General features: G+C 69.1%; 16 protein-coding genes. 10 read left to right on the top strand and 6 right to left on the bottom strand.

What is annotated here, in order from left to right; genetic code table 11:
* Nucleotides 1–108 precede the first annotated feature (108 nt).
* The gene (locus tag ACYP33_RS29680) at nt 109–933 is read right to left on the bottom strand and encodes a phosphate/phosphite/phosphonate ABC transporter substrate-binding protein (protein ID WP_459624891.1); all 825 of its coding nucleotides are present in this window, start codon (nt 931–933) and stop codon (nt 109–111) included.
* Nucleotides 934–1124: 191 nt separating this feature from the next.
* Here ACYP33_RS29680 and ACYP33_RS29675 point away from each other — a divergent pair, with 191 nt between their 5' ends.
* Nucleotides 1125–2147 carry a fatty acid desaturase gene (locus tag ACYP33_RS29675; RefSeq protein WP_459624890.1) on the top strand — a complete coding sequence of 341 codons (1023 nt, stop codon included), beginning with the start codon at nt 1125–1127 and terminating at the stop codon, nt 2145–2147.
* A 1-nt stretch (nt 2148) separates the two neighbouring features.
* Here the strand turns inward: ACYP33_RS29675 and ACYP33_RS29670 are convergent, their stop codons facing one another.
* On the bottom strand, nt 2149–3798 hold the full coding sequence (locus ACYP33_RS29670; protein WP_459624889.1) for an MFS transporter: 1650 nt from the start codon (nt 3796–3798) through the stop codon (nt 2149–2151).
* Between the two features lie 110 nt (nt 3799–3908).
* On the opposite strand from ACYP33_RS29670, the gene ACYP33_RS29665 reads away from it, so the two are divergent.
* From ACYP33_RS29665 to ACYP33_RS29655, 3 genes are all read left to right on the top strand, one after another.
* Complete coding sequence (locus tag ACYP33_RS29665; RefSeq protein ID WP_459624888.1) at nt 3909–4784, top strand: LysR family transcriptional regulator; 876 nt, start codon at nt 3909–3911, stop codon at nt 4782–4784.
* Between the two features lie 127 nt (nt 4785–4911).
* Nucleotides 4912–5892: a hypothetical protein gene (locus tag ACYP33_RS29660; RefSeq protein WP_414451037.1), complete on the top strand. Its 981-nt coding sequence runs from the start codon at nt 4912–4914 to the stop codon at nt 5890–5892.
* Nucleotides 5893–6176: 284 nt separating this feature from the next.
* Entirely contained in the window at nt 6177–9311 is a 3135-nt protein-coding gene (locus ACYP33_RS29655) for a transglycosylase domain-containing protein (RefSeq protein ID WP_459624887.1), read from the top strand.
* Nucleotides 9312–9395: 84 nt separating this feature from the next.
* Here ACYP33_RS29655 and ACYP33_RS29650 read toward each other — a convergent pair whose 3' ends face one another.
* Both ACYP33_RS29650 and ACYP33_RS29645 read right to left on the bottom strand, forming a co-directional pair.
* On the bottom strand, nt 9396–11075 hold the full coding sequence (locus ACYP33_RS29650; protein ID WP_414443020.1) for a purple acid phosphatase family protein: 1680 nt from the start codon (nt 11073–11075) through the stop codon (nt 9396–9398).
* 269 nt (nt 11076–11344) lie between these two features.
* Nucleotides 11345–12265 (bottom strand): CerR family C-terminal domain-containing protein, encoded by a 921-nt coding sequence (locus ACYP33_RS29645; RefSeq protein WP_459624886.1) that lies wholly within the window; start codon nt 12263–12265, stop codon nt 11345–11347.
* A gap of 91 nt (nt 12266–12356) precedes the next feature.
* On the opposite strand from ACYP33_RS29645, the gene ACYP33_RS29640 reads away from it, so the two are divergent.
* From ACYP33_RS29640 to ACYP33_RS29630, 3 genes are read left to right on the top strand one after another with little or no spacing between them, the layout of a single operon-like run.
* On the top strand, nt 12357–13469 hold the full coding sequence (locus ACYP33_RS29640; RefSeq protein WP_459624885.1) for an HlyD family secretion protein: 1113 nt from the start codon (nt 12357–12359) through the stop codon (nt 13467–13469).
* The gene (locus ACYP33_RS29635) at nt 13462–15072 is read left to right on the top strand and encodes a DHA2 family efflux MFS transporter permease subunit (RefSeq protein ID WP_459624884.1); all 1611 of its coding nucleotides are present in this window, start codon (nt 13462–13464) and stop codon (nt 15070–15072) included. The genes ACYP33_RS29640 and ACYP33_RS29635 overlap by 8 nt, the downstream gene beginning before the upstream one ends.
* 13 nt (nt 15073–15085) lie before the next feature.
* Entirely contained in the window at nt 15086–16663 is a 1578-nt protein-coding gene (locus ACYP33_RS29630) for an efflux transporter outer membrane subunit (RefSeq protein ID WP_459624883.1), read from the top strand.
* Nucleotides 16664–16693: 30 nt separating this feature from the next.
* Here ACYP33_RS29630 and ACYP33_RS29625 read toward each other — a convergent pair whose 3' ends face one another.
* Complete coding sequence (locus tag ACYP33_RS29625) at nt 16694–17374, bottom strand: FadR/GntR family transcriptional regulator (protein ID WP_414443024.1); 681 nt, start codon at nt 17372–17374, stop codon at nt 16694–16696.
* 144 nt (nt 17375–17518) lie between these two features.
* On the opposite strand from ACYP33_RS29625, the gene dgoD reads away from it, so the two are divergent.
* Nucleotides 17519–18667, top strand: a complete 1149-nt coding sequence (gene dgoD / locus ACYP33_RS29620) for a galactonate dehydratase (protein ID WP_414443025.1) — start codon at nt 17519–17521, stop codon at nt 18665–18667.
* A 140-nt stretch (nt 18668–18807) separates the two neighbouring features.
* Here the strand turns inward: dgoD and ACYP33_RS29615 are convergent, their stop codons facing one another.
* Nucleotides 18808–19746, bottom strand: a complete 939-nt coding sequence (locus ACYP33_RS29615; protein ID WP_459624954.1) for a CopD family protein — start codon at nt 19744–19746, stop codon at nt 18808–18810.
* Between the two features lie 516 nt (nt 19747–20262).
* Between ACYP33_RS29615 and ACYP33_RS29610 the strand changes: the two genes are divergently transcribed.
* Together ACYP33_RS29610 and ACYP33_RS29605 are read left to right on the top strand one after the other, a co-directional pair.
* Complete coding sequence (locus tag ACYP33_RS29610) at nt 20263–21045, top strand: c-type cytochrome (RefSeq protein ID WP_459624882.1); 783 nt, start codon at nt 20263–20265, stop codon at nt 21043–21045.
* A 19-nt stretch (nt 21046–21064) separates the two neighbouring features.
* Nucleotides 21065–22327: cytochrome c (locus tag ACYP33_RS29605; protein ID WP_459624881.1), on the top strand; the 1263-nt coding region annotated here is incomplete at its 3' end.

Genomic DNA, 22327 nt, shown 5'->3' with positions numbered 1-22327 from the left:
GCACACCAGACAGGGCGAAATCGAATCGGCAAGCCGGGCCTGTGTGGATAACCGCAGCGCCGGGGCCGCGATGCGGACAGGTCCGGACGGCTTCCCTTTTAGCGCGCCTCAGGCCAGTTTCGGATACCCAAGCGCCACAGCCTCGTCGGCAAACCGCGCGATCGCGTCGTAAGCACCGACCGGCAGCGTTTCGAAGCGCCGCAGCCGCAACGCCCGCGCCCGCGCCGAGTCAGCCGCCAGCGCCCAATCGAGCGCATCGCGCAGCCACCCGGCCTGGCGCGCGTCGAGCGTATTCGACGCGATCAGCGGCAAGCCCGGCGCACTGGCCGTCGCGCCGATCACGCGCACGGTCGCGACCTGTTCGGGCTGCGCGTCGCGCAGATACGAAAACGTCACGCAATCGATCGCCGCGCAATCGGCGCGCCCGTCGGCCACGGCGGCCAGCGCGAGGCGGTGCGCGCCGAACGGCGTGGCCGACGCGAAGAAGCGGCCGTCGCGCGCGAACGGCGCCACGGCGTGCCGCAGCGCGTTCATGCCGCTGTGCGAATCGTCGCCGTTGTAGGCCGCACGCAGGCCACGGCAATCGGCCAGCGTCGTCGCGCCGGCCGCATGCGCGGCGGCCGACACGATCAGCACGCTCGAATACTGCGCGCCGGTACAGCCTTCGACGTCGAACACCGGCGTGGCGATCGCCTGCGTCACGGCATTCAGTCCGAGCATGCGAAACGGGTAGCCGCAGGTTTGCGACAGCAGCAGATCATCGCGCCGCCACAGCGGCATCAACTCGCCGAACGGTTCGTCGAGCAGCGTCACCTCGCGCGTGCCGCCCGCGCGCGCGAACGCGTCGAGCGCATCGGCCAGCAACCCGCGCCAGAGCGCGCCAAGGCGAGGCGTGACGTTGTACATCGGCAATCCGGCGACGCGACGGTCCATGCGATGCAGCTCCCCATAGGGTCAATGACGACAACGCGGGCCGAGAGCGCCCGCCGCACCGACTATAAGGAGGCCTGATCAGCGAAGCAAGCCACGCACCGCCTGATAAGCAAATGCGAATCCATTGATTGGCGCGCGGCCTCTGCTTCGTTAGAGTTTTTGCTTGAACAGGCATCGCCGCCCCCCGCACCATGGCCGAATATTTCGACGTAGACCACGCCAACGCGATCCGCGCGCTCGGAACGCGTCTGACCGCGCGCACCGAGTGGCCGACCTGGCTGCTGATCGCGACGATCTACGGCGGCTGGCTCGCGGTGCTGGAGGGGGTGCGCATCGGCACGCTGCCGTTCGCGGCGGCCGTGCCGCTGCTGGTGCTGATCGCCACCTGGCAGATGTCGCTGCAACATGAACTGATGCACGGCCACCCCACCCGCATCGACTGGCTGAACCGGCTGCTCGCCAGCCCGCCGCTGGCGATCTGGTATCCGTATCCGCTCTATCGCGATACGCATCTGGCCCATCACCGCGACGAGGATCTGACCGTGCCCGGCGTGGACCCGGAAGGCAACTACATCCCGCGCGGCCAGTGGGCGGCGCTGCCGCGCTGGCTCAAGGCGCTGTGGGTGCTGCGCAAGACGTTCCTCGGCCGGCTCGTGATCGGGCCGCCGATGAGCGTGGCGGCGATGGCACTCGACGCGTTCCGCAAGATCCGCCGCGGCGACCGCGCCACGCTGCGCATGTGGCTTGCGCACGGCGTGGCGGTGGCGGCGCTGCTGGCCGCCGTGCAGTGGGCCACCGGCATCGCGTGGTGGGCGTATCTGCTGGCCGTGAGCTGGCCGGCGCTGTCGCTGGCGATGGTGCGCTCGCTGTACGAGCACCGCGCGGCCGTGCATCCGAAGGCGCGCATCGTGATCAACGAGGCCGGCTTCGCGATGCGCCTGCTGTTCCTCAACAACAACTACCACCTCGTCCATCACGACCTGCCGGGCCTGCCGTGGTTCGACCTGCCGCGCGCCTACCGGATGCGCCAGGCGGCCTACGCCGAGAAGTGCGGCGGCTTCGTGATTCGCGGCGGTTACCTCGAACTGCTGCGCCGCTACGCCTGGCGGCCGACCGACGCGCCCGAGCATCCGTTCCGGCACGCGAGCGCCGCGCTGTCGAACAGCGGCGCGCGCATCGCCGTGATCGACGGCTGCCTGCAGGTCAGCAGCTAGGCTAGACGCGCTCGCGCTGCCCGGAAGCCGAGGCCGAAACAGCCAGCCCCGCCCCGGCGGCATGAACCGGCGCACGCGCGTCCAGCCACCCCACCGCCGCCGCCACCGCGATCGCCAGCCCCCCCGCCACGGCCAGCGCCGCCGCGAACCCGCTCGCGAAACCGCCCGGCGCGGCGGCCGCCACCGCGTCGCGCAACCCGGCCGGCAAACCGGCGATCGCATGGGCCGGATCGCCGGCCAGCAGGTCGGACATGAAACCGGCGTCGAGATGCGGCAGCGCGGCCGGATGCGCGGCGAGCGCGCCGGCCAGCGCCGTATGGGTGCGCGCGGCCAGCACCGCGCCGAGCACGCCGATCGACGTGACGATCGCCGCGAAGCGCGTGGTGGTGCTGATGCCCGAGGCCATGCCGGTGCGTTCGGCCGGCACGCAGGCCATGATCGCCTTCTGCGTGTCGCCGTTCAGCACGCCCGCGCCGAGGCCGGTGACGATCATGCCGAGCGCCACCCAGCCATAGCCGGCCGCCGGGGCCACCGCCGCCGTCAGCAGATTGCCCGCGCCGACCAGCACCAGCCCCGCCGCCAGCATCGGCGAGCCGGCACGACGCCGCGCGAGCCACGCGCCGAGGTACGGCCCGGCCACCATCGCCACCGCGAACGGCAGCATGCCGACGCCGGCCCGCACCGCCGGCCAGCCGAACGCGTTCTGCAGGTAGAGCGGCAGGAACGTCATCATCACCTGCGCGCAGGCCGCATAGCCGGCCATGCCGAGCACGGCGGCCACGAAGCGCGGCTGCGCGAACAGCGCGAGATCGATCATCGCGTGATCGCGGCGGCGCTCGACCCGCATGAACACCACCAGCAGCAGCACGCAGATCGCGGCGCGCAGCAGCGTGGCCGTGCTGGCCCAGCCGTCGTCCTGGGTGCCGATCAGCGCCCAGATCCCGCTCGCCAGGCCGCCGCCGAACAGCGCGCTGCCGAGCGCATCCACGCGCTTGGCCTGCGCATGGCGCGATTCGCCCACCGCGCGCCACGCGCACATCAACAGCACCGCGCACACCGGCAGGTTCAGCAGGAAGATCCAGCGCCAGCCGATCCACTGCGAGATCACGCCGCCCACCAGGGGCGCGACGGTGGCCGCGATGCCCATCGTCATGCCCCAGATCGCCCAGGCCCGCGCGCGCTCCTTCGGCTGCGGGAACGCGTTGGCGATCACGGCCAGCGCCGCCGTGAGCAGCATCGCCGCGCCGACGCCCTTGGCGGCCCGCGCCAGGTTCAGGAACAGCACGGTAGGCGCCAGCCCGCACGCCAGCGAAGCCACCGCGAACGCCAGCAGGCCGAGCAGCATCATGCGCTTGCGGCCGTAGCGGTCGGCCAGCGCGCCCATCGGCAGCAGGCACGAGGCGAACGACACCATGTAGGCGCTGACCACCCATTCGGCGTCGGCGAAACCGGCATGGAACGCGCGCGCGATCGACGGCAGCGACACCGCGACGATATTGGTGTCGAGCGTGATCAGCGCGCAGGTGGCCGAGGCGGTGGCCAGCAGGAAGCCGGGCGACACGCGACGCGGCGGCGGCTCCGATACACGAGCGCCGGCCGCCGCCGCGCCTCCGGGCTGAGTCGAACTGTCCGCTGCCTGCTGCCTGCCCATCGCATCGCTCCTTGATTCGGGTTACTGACGGTCGAAATGCTAGCGACGCCCGTATTTCCAGTCGATGCCATAAAATCGCAACTTCATTCACGAATTTGTTAACAGCCGCCGTGAAGCTCGAACTCCGTCATATCCGCAGCGTGCTGGCCGTCGCCGAGCATCTGCACTTCGCGCGCGCGGCCGAGTCGCTCGGCATCGCGCCGCCCTCGCTGACCAAGCTGGTTCAGGAAGCCGAAAGCATGTTGCAGTTCCGGCTGTTCCACCGCACGCGCCGCTCGGTGGCGCTGACGGCGGCCGGCAGCGCCTATCTGCCCGAAGCGGCCCGTGCGCTGGCCGCGCTGGCGCGCGCCCACGAGCTGGGCCAGCGGGCCGAGCGCGGCGAAATCGGCCGGATTCGGATCGGCTACGTCGGTTCGGCGGCGTTCACGGGCGTCATGCAGCAGGCCGTGATCGGCTTTCGCGCGCTGCATCCGCTGCTCGACGTTCAGGTGACCGAACAGCCGCTCGACACGATCCCCGCCATGCTCGACGACGGCCGGCTCGACCTCGCCTACGTGCGCCCGCCGGTGGGCTGCCCCGACGGCCTGCAGGCGGTGCGCGTGCACGCCGACGAGTTCGTGGTGGCGCTGCCCGAGCATTCGCCGCTGGCCGCGTTCGAGCGGATCGCGCCGCGCCAGTTGCGCGACGCGCGCTTCACCGTGCCCGAGCAGGAAGGCGGTACGCTGGAAGTCGCGCGGCGCGGGCGCTTCGCGCCGCAGATCGAATCGCGGCCGGGGCGGCTGGTGGAGGTGATCGCGCGCGTCTCGCTCGGCGACACGGTCGGCATCGTGCCGCGCGCCGTGTTCGACTGCGTGCGCCTGCCGGGCGTGGTCTGCCGCCCGCTGGCCGGCAAGCCGGTGGCCTCCGAGATCGCGCTGCTGTTCCGCCGCCACGAGCGCTCGCAGGCGGTGCGCGCGTTCCTGCGCCACGCGCGCGGCGAGGCCTGAACGCGCCGGCGTCGGACGCACGCCACGCCTGCGTTCTCCACTTGTTCGGCGGGCCGCCGCGCGCTTATCATCGTGCGAAACCCGCCGCGCCGCTCAGGCGCGCCGCCACACCCATATTCGACCATCGATGCTCGCGCTCCTGTTGCTGATACCGCTCCTTGCCGGCCTGATTGCCGGCGCCCGGGACGGCGTGTTGTCGGGTCTGGCCGCCGGGGCGGCCGCGACCGTCCTCGAATTGCTGCTGTTGTTCATCGCCGGCGTGGTCGCGAAACGGCGCGAGACGAAACGGCAGGCCGCTGCCGCGCTGCGCGAGGCCGAAAACGGCCCGTTGCCGGAGGCCTCGGCGGCGTCCGCCGACAACGCGACCAACCCCGCCCCGCACGCCCACGCCGCCGAAGCGAACGCCGCCTACCCGACCGACGCCCCGCCACCCAACCAGCTCACCGCGTTCCGCGCACGCCGCTTCGGCGATCGCACGCGCCCGATCGACCTGCTGCCCGCCCCGCTCGGCGCCCGCTCGGCCTGGCCGCAACTCGACGACGGCCAATGGCTGCCCGGCTATCTCGGCGCCTACGCCTGCTATCAGCGCATCTTCATCGACACCGACGCGCGCGCCACTTCGGCCGCCGTCGTGTTCCGCCAGTTGTACGACGGCCTGCGCGGCGTGTGCGAGCAGCACATCGAGGTCGAATCGAACGTCGCCGAAGCCTCGCCCGAGATCGCGCCGCTCGACGACCTGCCCGAACACTTCAACGCGCGGCATCGCGCCGACGACACGCTGTTCGTCGCGTTTCGCAGCCGCGACGCCGAATGGGCCGGCTTCCGGCTCGGCCGCGACAGCTTCCGCTTTCCGCTCGACCGGCTGGCCGGCTTCGCGCTGAACGTCGGCATCCCGGCGCGCGGGCCGGGCGGCTATGAAATCGAGGCGATCTTCGACCGCCCGCATCGCGACACCGAGGCCGATTCGGAATGGCAGCGCCACGGCAGCGCGTTCCAGCCGTCGCTGCCCTATGCGGATCGCCATTCGTTCGCACTGCTTCAGGCGCTGACCCACATCGCGCAATTGTTCGACGTGCGGATCGTCTGCTCGACCTTCTCGGACTGCTGAGGATCGGCGGGCGCGGGCACGGCGTGTCTGCCTATCGGCACGCCGCCACCGAAGCGCCGCACTGATCCGACGAAACGCCTCGCGGCACGCTAAATCCGCCCCCAATTGCCCGCTCGGGCTACCCGCCAGACGCGCGTTCGCACGTCAAGTTCTTCGTAACGATCGGCCGGTTGCATCGGCGTCACAGTCGCCGATTTTCTGTGCCACGACGCGCATCATTCAGGACTACACTGCATCCAGTGCGGCGCTCGGGGGTCGGACGATTTGCGCCGCGGGGAGATGCCATGAATCGGCCCGTGATCCGGATCTCGCTGCGCGACTCCGCACCCGTACCGGTGTGGAAACGCGTCAAATGGTTGCTCATCGCGGCCGTGCTGATCGCACTGGTCGTGGTGGTACGGCTTTTCCAGATCGAATTCGCGACCTCGCGCTGGCAGGCCCGCTACCTTTCCTCGGTGGCGAGCGACGTCGGCTACACGGTCGGCGACGGCCCGAGCGACAGCATCCGCTATCCGCTGAACGGCCCCTACGACACCCGCCTCGGCTACGCGTTGCTGCCGTCCATCGAGCAACGGCTCGCGGCGCGCGGCTACGCCATCGAGGCCCAGGCGCGCGGCTCCGAGCGCCTGCTCGCGCTGGCCGACCAGGGCCTGTTCCCGCCGTACGACGAAAAAGACCAGGCCGGCCTCACGCTGCGCGACGCCACCGGCGCGCCGATCTTCGACGCCACCTTCCCGCACCGCGTCTACCACGATTTCGATGCGATCCCGCCGCTGATCGTGCGCTCGCTGCTGTTCATCGAGGATCGCTACCTGCTCGACCCCGACGCACCGAACCGCAACCCCGCGATCGACTGGCGCCGCTTCGGCCGCGCGCTGTCCGATCAGGCGCTGCGCTTCGTCAATCCGCATCAGGCAGCGCCCGGCGGCAGCACGCTCGCCACGCAGATCGAAAAGTTCCGCCACTCGCCCGACGGCCGCACCGCCAAGCCCGCCGAGAAGCTCCGGCAGATCGCCTCGGCCTCGGTGCGCGCCTATCTCGACGGCCCGCAAACCCTGCCCGCACGCCGCCAGATCGTGGTGCGCTATCTGAACTCGGTGCCGCTCGCGGCGCGCGCCCACATGGGCGAGGTGACCGGCATCGGCGACGGCCTCGCCGCCTGGTACGGCCGCGATTTCACCGACGTGAACCGGATCCTCTCCGCGCCGAGCACGGCCGCGAACCTGCCCGAGCAGGCCGAAGCCTATCGCGAGGTGCTGTCGCTGCTGATCGCGCAGCGCGCGCCGTCGTTCTTCCTGAACCGCGGCTACGCCGACCTGCAAAAACTGACCGACAGCTACCTGCGCCTGCTCGCCACCGAAGGCGCGATCACGCCGGCGCTGCGCGACGCCGCGCTGGCCGCGCAGATCGACAAGCATCCGCCGCCCGCGCTGCCGGCCGAAACGTCCTACGTCACGCGCAAGGCGATCACCTCCACGCGCTCGCGGCTGATCGGCGCGCTCGGGCTGTCGAGCGTCTATCAGCTCGACCGGCTCGACCTCGACGCCACCGTCACGCTCGACAACGCAGTGCAGCAGGCGGTGGCCGACAAGCTCGCCGCCATCACCACCCGCGACGGCGCGCGCGAGGCCGGCCTGATCGGCTTCCAGATGCTGCGGCCCGGCGACGATCCGTCGAAGATCGCCTACAGCTTCACGCTCTACGAACGCCAGGGCGGCGCGAACCTGCTGCGCGTGCAGACCGACAGCGTCGATCAGCCGTTCGACGTCAATCGCGGCGCGCGCCTGAACCTCGGCTCCACGGCCAAGCTGCGCACGGTGGTGACCTACCTGCAGATCGTGTCGCAACTGCATCGCGATTACGCCGACCAGCCCACCGAGGCGCTCAAGCGCGTGCAGCCCGACCCGCAGGACGCGCTGTCGCGCTGGGCGCTCGACTATCTGATTGCCGCGCGCGACCGCTCGCTGCCGGCCATGCTCGACGCCGCGCTGGAGCGCAAGTATTCGGCCTCGGCCGGCGAGACGTTCTACACCGGCGGCGGCGCGCAAACCTTCACCAATTTCGACAAGAGCGAAAACGGCCAGATCCTGACGCTGCGCCTCGCGTTCCGCAACTCGGTGAACCTGGTGTTCGTGCGCCTGATGCGCGACATCGTCCGCTACGAAATGGTCAGGACGACTGGCGTTTCCGCGCAATGGCTCAACGATCCCGAACTGCGCGCGCACTACCTCGGGCAATTCGTCGACCAGGAAAGCCGCGTGTACGTGAAGCGCTTCTATACGAAATACGCCGGCAAGCCGCCCGACGACGCGCTCGCGCTGATGCTGAAGACGGTACGCAAGTCGCCGCCCAAGGTGGCCACCGTGCTGCGCAGCGTGGCGCCCGACGCGCCGCGCCCGTGGTTCGACGCCACCATGCGCACGACGCTGAAGGGCACGCCGGCCGCCGGGCTGTCCGACGACGACCTGGCCACGCTCTACGCGAAATACGGCGCCGACCGCTTCAGCCTCAACGACCGCGGCTATATCGCGAGCGTGCATCCGCTGGCGCTCTGGACGCTGGCCTACCTGCGCGCGCATCCCGACGCGCCGCTCGACACGGTACAGACGGCCAGCCACGACGTGCGCATCGCGTCCTACGCCTGGCTCTACAAGACGAAATACCACGCCACCCAGGATCGCCGGATTCGCCGCATGGTCGAGCTGCGCGCCTACGATGCGATCGGCAAGTCGTGGCAGGCGCTCGGCTATCCGTTCGCCGCGCTCACGCCGTCGTACGCGGCGGCGATCGGCGCGTCGGGCGACCAGCCCGATTCGTTGGCACGCCTGATCGGCCTGATCGGCAACCACGGCGCGCAGATGCCGACCGAGAGCATCGTGCGGCTCGACTTCGCCAAGGACACGCCGTACGAAACGCGCTTCGTGCACACGGGCACGCCGCCGCATCAACTGGTGTCACCCGAGATCGCCGCCGCCGTGCAGCCGATGCTGCGCGACGTGGTGGCGAACGGCACGGCCAAGCGGCTCGCGCAAGGCCTGAGCTTCCCCGACGGCAAGACGCTCGACGTCTACGGCAAGACCGGCACCGGCGACCAGCGCTTCAACGTGTACGCGCCCGGCGCGCGCTTGATCGAATCGCGCAAGGTGAACCGCAGCGCGACGTTCGTGTTCGGCATCGGCGACCGGTTCTTCGGGGTCCTGACGGCCAATGCGCACGAGCCGTATGCGGCGCGCTACGAATACACCAGCGCGCTGGCGGTGCAGTTGCTGAAGTCGCTGGCGCCGGCGCTGCAACCGCTGGTCGATACGCCGGCCGGAACGCGCGAGGCGGGAGCGAAGCCGACGCAGGCCGGCAAGCCGCAGGCTTCGCCGGCCGCGGCGGCCGAAACCGCCACGGTGGCCACGGCGAAGCACGGCTGAATCGAACGAATCCGGAACCGAAACGCACGCGGGGCGGCGGCCCGTCAAGGACCGCCGCCCCGCGCTGTGCTTCGGCTTGCCGGATCAGCCGCGATGCGGCTTGCTCAGCACGATCGTCTCGAACAGCACGTACTCGCTGCTCGGCGTATCGCCGCCGGTGGCGTGGTAGTAGTTGACGGTGATCGACGTGTGCTTGCCCGCCTCGCCCGGGTCGTAGTCGAACACCGCGATCCCGTAGGCATTGCCGGCATCGCGCCGCGCCGACCAGATCGCATCCTCGCGCGCATCGGGGCCGGGCCGCGCGAACACGCCGGTCGTCGTGCCCGGCACCGGGCGGTTGGGCTTGGTGAAAACCATCGCCTGCGGCAAGCCGGTGGCCGTGTCGTCGCCATAGGTATCGGTGGGCGCGCTGGTGCCGCCGCCGCCGAGGATCAGGTGGATCGTGCCGTGGCGCGTGTCGAACGTGCGGTCTTCCGGGTCGGACGTCACCACCGGTTGCGGCTGCAACGTATCGACCACCGAGCCGGTGGACGCATCCACGCCCGCATGATGGCGGCAGCCGCGCACCGGGAAGCTGCGCTCGTAATCGTGATCGTGGCCGCACAGCACCAGATCCACGCCGTAGCGGTCGAACAACGGCAGCCACGCCTCGCGAATGCCCTTGTCCGAGCCGTTGCCCGACTTCGACGAACTGAGCGCGTCCTGGTGCATCTGCACCACGATCCAATCCACGGCTTCGTCATGCGAAGCATGGCGCAACACCGCTTCGAGCCAGCGCGTCTGCTCTCCACGGCTGTAGCCGCGCACGTAGAACGAGGTGCCCGGCTGGATCGGCTGGTTGCCGGTGCTCGGCGCCGGCACCAGCGGCGCGGGGCCGGCCACGAACGCGGCGGCGTCCTGGTACACCACGTCGTCGGCGTCAAGCGAGACGAACAGCACCGCCCCCACCCGGAAGCTGTACCAACGGCCCGGAAAGCGCGTGCCGTTCTCGGGCAGCACGTAGCGCGCGAGATACGAATCGTAGCCCTGCGGGCCGTTGTTGAACTCGATCTCGTGATTGCCGGGGCATGGCATCCACGGGCGGTTCGCGGCCGAGGTCTGGTTGTTGTTGCCGAAGTCGCGCCACACGTCCGGCTGATGCGCCGGGTTCAGGTTCGCGTAGCAGAGGTCGCCGTTGAGCAGGTGGAACAGCGGCTGGAAGCGCTCCACCGCCTGCACCGCGAAGCGGCTTTGCGGCGACGACAGCACCCAGCCCGTGTTCGGCGTGGCGAGATCGCCGTAGCTGGTCCAGCGAAACGGCGTGCGGCCGCGCGGCGCGGTCTGGAAGCTGGCCGAGAACGGGTGGGCGGCGTTCGCGTCGTTGTCGGCCGTCACCTCGTAGCGGAAGGTCGCGCCGGGGCGCAGCCCGTGCAGGCGTGCGTGATAGGTGAACACCACGGCGCCGTTCAGGCCGTCGGTGTAGGTGCGCTGCACCGCGTGCACCGAGAACGGCCGGCCGTAGTCGCTCGACACGCGCACGCGCGGGTTCGCGGCCGGCGCAAGCGACGCCCACGACACGGTCACTTCGGACGACGGATCGTCGCCCCAGGTCAGGTGGATCTGTTCGGGCGTGCCGTCAGGCGTGGACGCCGCCGACGCGCGCGTGGCGGCCAGGCCGCTCGCGGTCGCCAGGCCGGACACGCCGGCCAGCTTCAGGAAGCCGCGGCGCGAGACCGGCGCATGCTGGCCGGCCTCGGGCGTTTCGGGATGATTCGGTTTCGACATCGGTTCGCTCCGATCTTATGGTTCGCGACGGGGGGCACGCGGCGACGCGCGCAACGCGCAATCACCGTCTCGGATCGCGACGATAGACCGGCAATCGTGACACCCGCATGTCATCGGCCGCGAGCGAAACCTTTCCGAGAGACGGCACGGTAAGGGGCCGGCGATGATCAGGATTACCGAGGATTTCACCGGTAATTCCGGCGTGCTTCGGTGGGGAGGCGGACAGACGCGCCGGCGGGAGCCGGCGCGGTGTGGAACGTACTCGCCGCTCAGTGCGAGGAGGCTTTGCCGGCGGCGGCGCGACTGCGCTTCGCTGCAACGGGGCGAGCGGCAGCGGGTTGGGCCGCTTGCGTGGACGGCGCGGCGGGCTTCGCCACCCGCTTCGACGCGGGCTTGGAGGCCGGTTTGGAGGTCGGTTTGGAGGTCGGCTTCGCCGTGAGCTTCGAGCCCGGCTTCGCGGCGGACTTCAAAGCCGGCTTGGCCGCCGGCGTGCGCTCCGCATGCCACATCTGCAGCAGTTGCCGCGTCTGCGAATAGACGGTCGATTTCAGCAGCTCGCCGTTCTCGCCGGTAAACGCGTCCCAGCCCAGCAACGCCAGCGCCGAGCGCGGCGCCATATGGAACACGGTCAGTTGCCCGAGCAGGCTGAACGCGCGCAGTTGCGTGAGCGGCTGCTTCGGATCGGTGCCCGAGATGCGCCCGACCAGCTCCGCGCAGATCGCATTCACCGGGCGGCGCACACGCTCCATCAGCATCTCGCTGGCGAAGGCCGGCTCCGAGCCCGCCTGCTCGCGCGCGAAGAACATGCGCTGGTGCACGGTTTTCGGCGTGTCGAACATCTTCGACGCGATCACCTGCATGACGCCCACGAACGCGTCGATCAGCGTGTCGAGGTCGGCATCCTGGGCGAGCATCGCGCGCGCGTGCTCGACGGCCGGGCCGAACGATTCGCTCGCGTGATCGCCGATCGCCTCGACGCAGGCGCGCAACACGCCTTCCTTGTTCTCGAAGTAGTACTGCAAAGCAGGCGCATTCACGCCCGCGCGCGCGGCGATGTCCCGCGTCGATGCGCCGGCGAAGCCGCGCTCGCCGAACAATTCGATGGCGGCTTCGATGATCCGCCCGCGTGTTTCGTCGCCCCGCGCATAACCACATGCCGACGTGCGACGCAGTTTCTTCGCGTCCGTCATAGACCCCTCACATTCGTACTTGCGACATTCTACTTGACACAATTTTTCCAAGTGGAATAATTCTTCCGCTCGGAATAATTTGGATACCCGAATGTCGTCGACCCTTCAAGAACCGCCGAAAGGCAATCGTCAGGAACCCTTAGAACCCGCCGCGAAGCGCCCATCGCGTCGGATCGTCCTGATCGCAATCGCCGTGGTCGCGCTGATCGGCGGGGCTATCTGGCTCGTCCATTGGTGGACCGTCGGCCGCTTCATCGAAAACACCAACGATGCCTATCTGCAGGCAGACAGCATGACGGCCGCGCCAAAGGTGTCCGGCTACATCACCGATGTTTACGTTCGTGACAATCAGACGGTCAAGGCCGGCGATCCGCTCGTGAAGCTCGACACGCGCCAGTACCAGGTGTCGCTGCAGAACTCGCAGGCCACCGTCGATTCGCGTCGCGCCGACATCGCGCGCGCCCAGGCCGACATCGGCCAGCAGCGCGCCAACCTCGAACAGGCGCAAGCCCAGGCCCAGGTATCGAGCATCAACCTGCGCCACGCGAGCGAGGAATACGCGCGCTACGCGCCGCTGGCGGCCACCGGCGCGGAAACGCACGAACGCATCGCCGACCTGAAGAACACCCGCGATCAGGCGCAGGCCACGCTCGCGGCGAACAACGCGTCGATCGCGGCGGCCCGCACGCAAATCGCCTCGAGCACGGCGCAGTTGCAGCAGGCGCAGGCCCAGCTCGAAGCCGCGCAGGCCAGCGCCGCGCAGTCGCAGCTCGATCTCGACAACACCGTGGTGCGCAGCACGCTCGACGGCCGCGTCGGCGATCGCACGGTGCGCGTCGGCCAATACGTGCAGCCCGGCACGCGCCTCTTGACGGTGGTGCCGGTGCAGGACATCTACCTGGTCGCGAACTTCAAGGAAACCCAGGTCGGCCGCATGCGCGTGGGCCAGCCGGTCACGCTCAGCGTCGACGCACTGTCGGGCCAGGAGTTGCACGGCACGGTGGAAAGCTTCTCGCCGGGCACCGGCTCGCAGTTCGCGCTGCTGCCGGCCGACAACGCCACCGGCAACTTCACGAAGATCGTGCAACGCGTGCCGGTGCGCATCCACGTGCAGGCCAACGACGAAACGCGCCGCGTGCTGCTGCCGGGCCTGTCGGTGGACGTGAACGTCGATACGCGCGACGACGGGCAGCACCATGGCTGAAGCCGTCACGCCGCCCGCCGGCGCGCCGGCGCCCGCGCCACACGCCGAGGAACGCGCCAGCGCCACCGATTGGATCGCGGTTGCGGCCGGCTCGCTCGGCGCGCTGATGGCCACGCTCGACATCTCGATCACCAACTCGGCGCTGCCGCAAATCCAGGGTGAAATCGGCGCCACCGGCACCGAAGGCACCTGGATCTCCACCGGCTACCTGATGTCGGAAATCGTCATGATCCCGCTCGCCGCGTGGCTCACGCGCGTGTTCGGACTGCGAAATTTCCTGCTGGTGTCGGCGGTGCTGTTCATCGCGTTCTCGATGATGTGCGGCTGGTCGAACACGCTCGCGCTGATGATCGTCGGCCGGATCGGCCAGGGCTTCACCGGCGGCGCGATGATTCCCACCGCGCAGACCATCATCCGCACCCGGCTGCCCACCTCGCAGTTGCCGGTCGGCATGACGCTGTTCGGCCTGATCGTGCTGCTCGGGCCGCTGTTCGGGCCGGTGCTCGGCGGCTGGCTGGCCGAGAACGTCAGCTGGAGCTGGTGCTTCTTCATCAACCTGCCCGTCTGCCTGATCCTGATCGCGCTGCTGGTGCTGGGCCTGCCGTCCGACAAGCCGCAATGGCCGCAGTTCTTCAGCGCCGACTGGGTGGGCATCGCCGGGCTGTCGGTCGGCCTGTCGTCGCTGACGGTGGTGCTGGAAGAAGGCCAGCGCGAGCGCTGGTTCGAATCGAGCATGATCGTCGCGCTCAGTTGGGTGACGTTCGCGGGCTTCGTGCTGATCGCGATCTCGCAGTTCACGGCGAAGCGGCCGATGCTGCGGCTCTCGCTGATGCGCAACCCGCGCTATGCCAGCGTGATCGTGATCGTGGCCGCGGTGGGTGCGGGCCTGTACGGCATTTCGTACCTGCTGCCGCAGTTCCTCGCGATCGTCTCGGGCTACAACGCCGAGCAGGCCGGCGAGATCATGCTGCTGTCGGGCCTGCCCGCGTTCCTGATGATGCCGATCCTGCCCAGGCTGCTCGGCAAGGTGGATTTCCGCATCCTCGTGATCACCGGGCTGCTGCTGTTCTTCCTCAGTTGCATGCTCGACATCTCGCTGACGGCGCAAAGCGTCGGCCACGATTTCGTGTGGTCGCAACTGATTCGCGGCGTCGCGCAAATGTTGGCGATGATGCCGCTGAACCAGGCCTCGATGGCCGCCGTCTCGCGCGAGGAATCGGGCGATGCGGCCGGGCTCTACAACATGGCCCGCAACCTCGGCGGCTCGATCGGCCTGGCGATCATCGGCACCATCATCGACCGCCGCACCACCTATCACACGGCCGTGATCCGCGAATCGGTCAGCAACAACTCGCTGATCGGCCAGGATCGCATTTCGCAATACGCGTCGAACTGGTTCTCGTACACGGGCGACATGGCCTACGCGAAGATGCGCGCGCTCGGGCAACTGGCGCAGCAGATCAGCGTGCAGGCCACCGTGATGACCTATTCGGAAACCTTCTACCTGCTCGGACTGGCGCTGATCGCCTGCGTGCCGCTCGCGCTGCTGTTGCGCACGCCGCCGCGCCGAGGCGCCCCGCCGCCCAACTCGTCCGGCCACTGAACCGATTGATTCGATGACGTCCTTCTCCTTGCCCCGCCGCCCTGCCCTGACGCTGATCGCCGCCGCGAGCCTGCTCGCCGGCTGCACGGTCGGCCCGAACTACCACGGCGCGCCGGCCGCGCCGAGCGCCGCCACCTTCGTGCGCGCGCCGCAAGCCGGTGTGGACGCCAACGCGCCCACCCCGAGCGCCTGGTGGGAAGCGCTCGGCGATCCTCAGCTCAACGAACTGATCGCCGCCGCGCTGGCCCACAATCCCGATCTGCACGCGGCGCAGGCGCGCCTGCGCGAAGCCCGCGCCCAGTTGAGCCAGCAGCGCGCCAACGCGCTGCCGAAAACCACCGCCGACCTGGCCGCGATCCGCACCCGCTCGCCCGACATGAACGCGCTGTCGGCGCTGACCGGCTCGAACAATTCGAGCAACGGCTCGGGCAGTTCCGGCAGCTCGACGGCCGGCAGCGGGCCGATCCAGCTCTATTCGGCCAGCTTCGACGCGACCTGGGAAATCGACCTGTTCGGCGGCACGCGGCGCGCGATCGAAGCCGCCTCGGCGCAGGCCGAAGCGGTCACGGCCGACCTGGCCGACACGCAGGTGTCGATCGCGGCCGAAGTCGCCAACGCCTACATCGACCTGCGCGACCAGCAGCAGCGCCTCGCGCTGTCGCACCGCACGGCCGATCTGCAACAGAACCAGCTCGATCTGACGCTGCAACGCCGCGCGCGCGGCGTGGCGGCCGATGCCGATGTGGAACGCCTGACCACCCAAGTGGAAAACACCCGCGCCACGCTGATCCCGCTCGATGCTCAGGTGACCGAATCGCTCGACCGGCTCGCGACCCTGACCGGCCGCGCGCCGGGCGCGCTCGACGCGCAACTGGCCGGCGAAACGGCCGCGCTGCCGACGCTGCCCGCCTCGGTGCCGATCGGCGATCCGGCCGCGCTGCTCAAGCAGCGGCCCGACGTGCGCGCGGCCGAGCGCCGGCTCGCCTCGAGCAACGCGCAGATCGGCGAGCACATCGCCGATTACTTCCCGAAGGTCACGCTGCTCGGCGACATCGGTTTCAGCGCAGGCGACCCGGGCCACCTGTTCCGCAAGCAGAACTACTCGTGGGTCGGCGCGCCGTACCTGCAATGGAACATCTTCGATTTCGGCCGCACGCGCGGCGCGGTGCGGGCCGCCGAGGCCTCGCGCGACGAAGCCGAGGCGAACTACACGAAGTCGGTGCTCGGTGCGTTGCAGGATGCGAACACGGCACTGTCGCGCTACGGGCACCAGCGCGATCACGTCGTCACGCTGGCCAAGGTGGAAACCTCGGCCACGCATTCGGCCACGTTGATGGATCAGCGCTACCGCGCCGGGGTTTCGTCGATGATCGATCTGCTCGACACGCAGCGCGAATCGCTGTCGGCGCAGCAGAACGTGATCGCCGGGCAAGCCGAGCTGATCAAGGATTACGTGTCGCTGCAGAAGAGCCTGGGATTGGGTTGGCAGACCGAGGCGGCGGCCGACGCCGGCACGCGGCCGGCCAGCGCGACGAATGCAACGAGCGCAACCAGCACGGCCAAGCCCGCCGACGCGAAACCGGCAAGCTGATCCGGCCCGCCGCGCTCAGTTAGCGCCCAGTCAGCGCTCGATCCGCTCGCGCGTGGTGCCGAGCAGCGCGGCCATCGCGTCGCGCGCGGCTCGCGCATCGCGCGCGCGGATCGCCTCCACCACGCGCGTATGTTCGGCCAGCGAAGCGTTGTACACGTCGGCGCGCTTCGCGTTCAGATGCAGTTGCGCCTCGAGCGTACGCGCGATCAGCGCGCCGAGCGGCATCAGCAGTTCGTTGCCGCCGGCGGCCAGCACGCCGAGGTGAAAGCGCAGATCGGCGCGCACCCATTCGTCCACGTGACGCGCCGCGCACATCGCCGCGTGCGCGTGCTCGATCGCCGCGAACGTAGCGGGCGTCTGCGCGTGCGCGGCCAGCCCCGCCGCGTACGGCTCCACCATCTCGCGCATTTCCTGCAGCTTCATCGCGAACGCCAGCGGCGGCGCGACCTGCGAATACCAGTCGAGCAATTCCGCGTCGAGCAGGTTCCACGCCTCGCGCGGCCGTACGCGCGTGCCGACCTTCGGCCGCGATTCGATCAGGCCCTTCGAGGTCAGCGTGCGCAACGCCTCGCGCAGCACCGTGCGACTCACGCCGAACGCCAGCATCAGCTCCGCCTCGCGCGGCAGGATCGAATCCGGCGCGTAGTCGCCGCGCAGGATCGCCGTGGCCAGCGTGAAGGCGGTTTTTCCATGCAGATCGCGTTGAATCACGTTTCTCCCGGTCGGCGCGGCCCCGAATAGCGGGGCCGCATCACTATGTGCGCAATAGTGCTATTAATACTACTTTTTGGCGACATCATGTAGGATCATCGCCATCGACGCTGCCCTGACGCGTCCATCTCACGGAGACACCCCATGAAGATCACCCGCCTCGAAACGTTCGTCGTCCCGCCGCGCTGGCTGTTCCTAAAGATCGAGACCGACGAGGGCATCGTCGGCTGGGGCGAGCCGATCGTCGAGGGGCGCGCACACACGGTCGAGGCGGCGGTGCAGGAGCTGTCCGATTACCTGGTCGGCCGCGATCCGCTGCTGATCGAGGATCACTGGCAGGTCATGTATCGCGCCGGATTCTATCGCGGCGGCCCCGTCACGATGAGCGCGATCGCGGGCGTCGACCAGGCGCTCTGGGACATCAAGGGCAAGTACCACAACGCTCCCGTGCACGCGCTGCTCGGCGGCCAGGTGCGCGACCGCATCAAGGTCTATTCGTGGATCGGCGGCGACCGCCCGAGCGACGTGGCCAGCAACGCCAAGGCAGTAGTCGATCGCGGCTTCAAGGCCGTCAAGATGAACGGCTCGGAAGAATTGCAGATCGTCGACACCTACGACAAGGTCGAGAAGGTGATCGCCAACGTGGCGGCCGTGCGCGAGGCGGTGGGGCCGCACGTGGGGATCGGCGTGGATTTCCATGGCCGCGTGCACAAGCCGATGGCCAAGGTGCTCGCCAAGGAACTCGATCCTTACCGCCTGATGTTCATCGAGGAGCCGGTGCTGTCGGAAAACGCCGAGGCGCTGCGCGACATCGTCAACCAGACGGACACGCCGATCGCGCTGGGCGAGCGGCTCTATTCGCGCTGGGATTTCAAGCATGTGATCGCGGGCGGCTACGTGGACATCATCCAGCCCGATGCGTCGCACGCGGGCGGCATCACCGAATGCCGCAAGATCGCGTCGCTGGCCGAGGCCTACGACGTGGCGCTGGCGCTGCATTGCCCGCTCGGCCCGATCGCGCTGGCCGCCTGCCTGCAGATCGACGCGGTCAGCTACAACGCGTTCATCCAGGAACAGAGCCTCGGCATTCACTACAACCAGGGCAACGACCTGCTCGATTACATTCGCAATCCTGAAGTGTTTCGCTACGAGGACGGCTTCGTGTCGATCCCGCAAGGGCCGGGCCTGGGCATCGAAGTCAACGAGGAGAAGGTGCGCGAGATGGCGAAGGTCGGCCACCGCTGGCGCAATCCGGTGTGGCGTCACGCGGACGGCAGCGTGGCGGAGTGGTGATCGGCTGAATTGCCGGGGTTGTCTACGCCCCCACGGATCGGCGCCGGTTCGCGCCGCCGATCCGGTACCGATGCGCCGCCGCAAACCGGCGCGCATCGGCCCGCTGAAACCGGCGCGCGCCTGCGCCGGTTTTGCAGTCCTTACTGAACGATCGCCGCCGCGCCGGGCACGCTGAATGCGAGCACGGCCGCCGCCACGAACACCCCGATCATCGCGATCGACTCCAGATTCAGCACGTTGGCGAACGTGCGCGCATCCTCGGTGGCCGCCGTGCGGCGCAGGCGCGGCAACGCCGAGAAGCGGTTCAGGCCGCCCAGCACCAGCGCGAGCGCCACCAGCGCCAGCTTCAGCAGCAGCACGTGGCCCCAGGTGCTCGCGTCCAGCACGTTCAGGTCGCCGCCCGTGCCGCGATAGCCGTTGAACGCGCCGGTCGCCAGCACCAGCACCACCGACACCATCGACAGCCGCGACACGCGCTGCGCCACGCGAATCAGCACGCCGCGCGCGATCGATGCGCCGAGCGCCGGCACCACCACCAGGCCGCCCGCCAGCACGATGCCGCCCCACACCGCCGTGGCAAGCAGATGCAGCATCTGCACGCCGACCGCCGGCGAGAACGCGCCCGCGTCCGCCGCATGGCCGATCGAGGCATTGCCGGCCTCCACCACCAGGATTGCGAGCCACGGCAGCGCATCGCCCGCCGCGCCGCCGGGCCGCAGCAAGGCCAGCACCAGCAGCGCCAGCGCGCCGCCGAACAGCAGGCCCCAGGCGTGGCCGACGTGCGTCATCTGCAACACCGTGCCGAGCGCACCGAACGCGCCGCCCAGCCCGGCGCCGCTCATCGACGCCGCCTCGTAGACGATCCAGCCCGCCTCCGCCAGCACGAACACCAGCGCGGCGGCCGTCAACGAACCGCGCGCGCGCCGCCAGGCCAGATGCGCGGGCGACAGCTTGACGCTCGCGCCTTCCGCGGCGAGCCATGCGCCGAACAGCAGCGAGCCGACCGCCACCGCGAACGCGATCTGCGCGAGCGAGGCCATCGCGACCTGGCCGAGCCAGAGGCTGTCGATTTTCGGCATCATCGCGCGCCGCCTCGCGCCGTCATGGCGCGCTGCGGCAACGGGCCGGCTGCGAGGGAAAATACCGACGCCGCGAGACGGCAATCGTCTGACGCAAAACGCAACGGAGGCAACGGGAGCAGCGGGGACATCGAGGAGATCGAGGACATCGGCAAGTGAGGTGGGGGTTTCGTCGGTATTTCGGAGTGGAAACGATCTTGCAGTACGGCTCAAAACGACATAAAACGCCGATAGGGCGCCTCGGCCATGCGCGAGCAGCGAGTGTACGGCCTTCGACGCAATAGAGGCACGCGGGTTCATCAAAAAGCGTAGGATTCCCGCATGGGTCGCCGTGGTTTCGCGGCGGCCGATGCGCATTGAATGCGCGGTATCGAGGCCTGTCTCGCGGTGCATGGCGGCCAGGCGCCGATGCCAAACTTCGCAGCGCAGCCGCCAGGAGACAACCAGGGCTGCCGAAACACGTGTAGTCAAAGCCCGAGCCGACATGAGCCGGCCAGGTCCCCGACGAATAAAAAATTGGAGCCTCGCGTGTCTTCAATACGTGTATTCCGCCCCCTGCTCGCCGCGCTGGCGATCGGCGCCGCATGCTTGCCGGTGGCCTCGCAGGCCCAGGCTCCCGCAACGCCCGCCCCCGCCTCCGGGGCCGCATCGAACGCCTCGCCCGCGCCGCTCAAGGCGCCCGACACGATGGCCGAACGCGTGCGCGGCTGCACCGCCTGCCACGGCGTGCACGGCCAGGGCACCGTCAACGACTACTTCCCGCGCCTGGCCGGCAAGCCCGCCGAGTATCTGTACAACCAGTTGATGAATTTCCGTGACGGGCGGCGCAAGTATCCGCCGATGAATTACCTGCTCACGTATCTCGGCGACGACTATCTGCACGAGATCGCCGCCCACTTCTCGAACGAGCATCCACCTTACCCGCCGCCCACGCAGCCGAACGTGTCCGCCGATGTGGTCGCGCGCGGGCAGGCGCTCGCCACGCGCGGCGATCCGGCCCGCAAGATCCCCGCCTGCATCGCCTGCCACGGCGCGCAACTGACCGGCATGCAGCCGGCCATTCCGGGCCTGGTCGGCCTGCACAGCGATTACCTGAGCGCGCAGATCGGCGCGTGGCGCTCCGGCAACCGACGCGCCAAGGCGCCCGACTGCATGCGCGAGATCGCCGCGCACCTGACCGACGAGGACGTGACCGCCGTGACCGCCTGGCTCGCCGCGCAACCGGCGCCGGCCAACCCGGTGCCCGCGCCGGCCGGATCGTCGAAGCTGCCGCTCGCCTGCGGCAGCGAACCGCAATAAGAACCAGGAGACAGACGCCATGAAACGCCAGTCCCTGTATGCCTGCTCCGCCCTCCTGCTGGTCGCGGCCGCGACGCTCGGCACCGCCCTCTGGCCCGGCGTCGCGCGCTGGTCCAGCGAACTCGCCCACGCCGCGCCGCCGGCCGCCACCGCCGGCAACGCGGCGCTCGTGAAGAAGGGCGAATATCTTTCCCGGATCGGCGACTGCGTGGCCTGCCACACGGTGCGTGGCGGCCAGCCGTTCGGCGGCGGCCTGCCGATGCCGACCCCGTTCGGCACGCTCTACACGCCGAACATCACGCCCGACAACCAATACGGCATCGGCACATGGAGCGCCGACGACTTCTATCGGGCGATGCACGCCGGCCGCTCGAAGGACGGCAGCCTGCTCTACCCCGGCTTCCCGTTCACGAGCTACACCAAGGTGACGCGCGCCGATTCCGACGCGATCTACGCCTACCTGCGCTCGGTCCCACCGATCCACGCGGCAAGCCGCGCCCACGAGCTGAAATTTCCGTTCAACAACCGCAACCTGCTGATCGGCTGGCGCACGCTGTTCTTCAAGGAAGGCGATTTCAAGCCCGATCCGGCCAAGTCGGTCGAATGGAACCGTGGCGCCTACCTGGTGGAAGGGCTCGGGCATTGCAGCATGTGCCACACCTCGATCAACCTGATGGGCGCGCCGCGCAGCTCGTCGGCGTTCGCCGGCGGCCTGATCCCGATGCAGAACTGGTACGCGCCGTCGCTGACCAACGACACCGAGTTCGGCCTGGGCGACTGGCACGTGCAGGAGCTGACCGATCTGCTGCAGGCCGGCGTATCGAATCGCGGCGCGGTGTTCGGGCCGATGGCGGACGTGGTGCACAACAGCCTGCAATACCTGAGCGACGACGATGCGCGTGCGATGTCGGTGTATCTGAAGTCGATTCCGCAGAAGGGCGACGCGCCGACCAACCTGCAATACGAACCCTCGCAGCAGTTCGGCAATCAGTTGCTCGAACAGGGCCGAAAGATCTACGCGGACAACTGCGCGACGTGCCACGGACCGGTCGGACAGGGCAAGCCGCCGGCCTATCCGCCGCTCGCGCAGAACCATTCGATTATGATGGAGTCTGCAGTGAACCCGATCCGGATGGTGCTGAACGGCGGATACCCGCCCAGCACGTTCCGGAATCCGCGTCCTTACGGGATGCCTCCGTTCGCACAAGCCCTTTCGAATCAAGAGGTTGCCGCCGTCGTGTCGTATATCCGATCGGCCTGGGGCAACAAAGGTTCGCCGATT

This window comes from Burkholderia sp. 3C, assembly GCF_054589155.1.
This window is presented reverse-complemented; position numbering and strand designations above follow the sequence as displayed.

Coding starts and splice junctions, on each gene's coding strand:
- ACYP33_RS29660 (WP_414451037.1), top strand. CDS start 4,912: ATGCTCGCGCTCCTGTTGCTGATACCGCTCCTTGCCGGCCTGATTGCC.
- ACYP33_RS29680 (WP_459624891.1), bottom strand. CDS start 933: ATGGACCGTCGCGTCGCCGGATTGCCGATGTACAACGTCACGCCTCGC.
- ACYP33_RS29645 (WP_459624886.1), bottom strand. CDS start 12,265: ATGACGGACGCGAAGAAACTGCGTCGCACGTCGGCATGTGGTTATGCG.
- ACYP33_RS29615 (WP_459624954.1), bottom strand. CDS start 19,746: ATGCCGAAAATCGACAGCCTCTGGCTCGGCCAGGTCGCGATGGCCTCG.
- ACYP33_RS29640 (WP_459624885.1), top strand. CDS start 12,357: ATGTCGTCGACCCTTCAAGAACCGCCGAAAGGCAATCGTCAGGAACCC.
- ACYP33_RS29635 (WP_459624884.1), top strand. CDS start 13,462: ATGGCTGAAGCCGTCACGCCGCCCGCCGGCGCGCCGGCGCCCGCGCCA.
- ACYP33_RS29670 (WP_459624889.1), bottom strand. CDS start 3,798: ATGGGCAGGCAGCAGGCAGCGGACAGTTCGACTCAGCCCGGAGGCGCG.
- ACYP33_RS29675 (WP_459624890.1), top strand. CDS start 1,125: ATGGCCGAATATTTCGACGTAGACCACGCCAACGCGATCCGCGCGCTC.
- ACYP33_RS29630 (WP_459624883.1), top strand. CDS start 15,086: ATGACGTCCTTCTCCTTGCCCCGCCGCCCTGCCCTGACGCTGATCGCC.
- dgoD (WP_414443025.1), top strand. CDS start 17,519: ATGAAGATCACCCGCCTCGAAACGTTCGTCGTCCCGCCGCGCTGGCTG.
- ACYP33_RS29650 (WP_414443020.1), bottom strand. CDS start 11,075: ATGTCGAAACCGAATCATCCCGAAACGCCCGAGGCCGGCCAGCATGCG.
- ACYP33_RS29655 (WP_459624887.1), top strand. CDS start 6,177: ATGAATCGGCCCGTGATCCGGATCTCGCTGCGCGACTCCGCACCCGTA.